Origin of the sequence: Mesorhizobium sp. M7A.F.Ca.CA.003.01.2.1 (assembly GCF_003998945.1) — a bacterium.
Taxonomy (GTDB): domain Bacteria; phylum Pseudomonadota; class Alphaproteobacteria; order Rhizobiales; family Rhizobiaceae; genus Mesorhizobium; species Mesorhizobium ciceri.
This window is the reverse complement of record NZ_RZRA01001136.1, coordinates 1-1,536: the sequence shown is the minus strand read 5'-3', so window position 1 is coordinate 1,536 and position 1,536 is coordinate 1. Positions and strand designations below refer to the sequence as shown.

The 1,536-nt window shown below is 67.5% G+C and carries 2 protein-coding genes and 1 pseudogene; 2 read left to right on the top strand and 1 reads right to left on the bottom strand.

The genetic code is table 11. From position 1 onward, the window contains the following. Positions 1-139: pseudogene (locus tag EN969_RS30520) on the bottom strand (hydroxymethylbilane synthase); the annotation flags it as partial. 101 nt (positions 140-240) lie between these two features. On the opposite strand from EN969_RS30520, the gene tsaD reads away from it, so the two are divergent. Both tsaD and EN969_RS30510 read left to right on the top strand, forming a co-directional pair. Then, on the top strand, positions 241-1,326 hold the full coding sequence (gene tsaD, locus EN969_RS30515; RefSeq protein ID WP_181172687.1) for a tRNA (adenosine(37)-N6)-threonylcarbamoyltransferase complex transferase subunit TsaD: 1,086 nt from the start codon (positions 241-243) through the stop codon (positions 1,324-1,326). Next, positions 1,323-1,536 (top strand): NAD(P)-binding domain-containing protein (locus EN969_RS30510; RefSeq protein ID WP_164758640.1); only part of this gene is annotated, 214 nt, incomplete at its 3' end. The genes tsaD and EN969_RS30510, both read left to right, overlap by 4 nt.

The window sequence follows — 1,536 nt, the reverse complement described above, 5'->3', positions numbered from 1 at the left end:
CGCCGCTGGTCGAGATGACGACCACCTCGAACGCCTCCGCCGGCATGCCATGCGCGGCCATCAGCCGCGCCTGCGTTTCATGCGCCTGCGCCAGCGCCAGCGGGCTGCCGCGTGTTCCGATTCTCAAGATTGTTTGCATGGCGCGCAGTCCGTGATAACCCCCCGGCAAGCGAGGCTTTTCCGGGGTTCTCCTAACGGGGAAAACCCCATGATACAATCTTTAGGGACAGCGACGAATTGATCCGCGTGCTGGGCATAGAGACGAGTTGTGACGAGACCGCCGCCAGCGTGGTGGCCGTCGACGGCGACGCCGCGCCAAAAATCCTGTCCAACATCGTGCTCAGCCAGATCGAGGAGCATGCCGCTTTCGGCGGCGTCGTGCCGGAAATCGCCGCGCGCGCCCATGTCGAGGCGCTGGACGGCATCATCGAGGCGGCGCTTGCCGATTCGGGCACGGCGCTAGCCGATATCGACGCGATTGCCGCCACCGCCGGCCCCGGCCTGGTCGGCGGGCTGATCGTCGGGCTGATGACCGCCAAGGCAATCGCCGCGGCGGCGAACAAGCCGCTGATCGCCATCAACCACCTCGAAGGCCATGCGCTGACCGCAAGGCTGACCGACGGGCTCGACTTTCCCTATCTCTTGCTGCTGGTCTCCGGCGGCCATACGCAAATCGTCGCCGTGCGGGGTGTCGGCGGCTACCAGCGCTGGGCAACGACTATCGACGACGCGCTCGGCGAAGCCTTCGACAAGACGGCCAAGATGCTTGGCCTGCCCTATCCCGGCGGACCGAATGTCGAAAAGGCGGCACAGGCCGGCAACGCCTCGCGCTTTGCCTTTCCGCGTCCGATGAAGGGCTCGGCCCAGCCCGACTTCTCCTTCTCCGGCCTCAAGACCGCCGTGCGCCAGGCGGCGAGCGCCATTGCGCCGCTGAGCGACCAGGACGTCGCCGACATCTGCGCCTCGTTCCAGGGGGCCGTAGCCGATGCTCTGGCCGACCGTGTTTCTCGCGCGCTGACGCGCTTTCGCGAGACATTTCCCGGCACCAGGAACCCAGCCCTCGTCGTTGCCGGTGGTGTCGCCGCCAACCGCACGATCAAGACCATGCTGGAGCGGCTCTGCGCCGAGACCGGCTTCACCTTCATTGCGCCGCCACTGAAACTTTGCACCGACAATGCGGCGATGATCGCCTGGGCCGGCATCGAGCGGCTGCGCGAGGGCATGGCGCAAGAGAACGGCTTCGATTTCGTGCCGCGCTCGCGCTGGCCGCTGGACAGCATCTCGGCGCCGATGGTCGGCTCCGGCCGGCGCGGAGCCAAGGCATGAACGAGGTGGCAATGAGCGGCAACGTCACCGCGCCAAGCGGCTGGCGCGTTGCCGTGCTCGGCGGCGGCGCCTGGGGCACTGCCTTGGCCTTGGCCATGCTGCGCGCCGGCCATTTCGTCCGCCTTTACGCGCGCGATCCGGAGACCGTCGCCGCGATCGACCGCGGCGAAAATCCACGCTACCTGCCGGGCATTACGCTCCAGCCCGGCA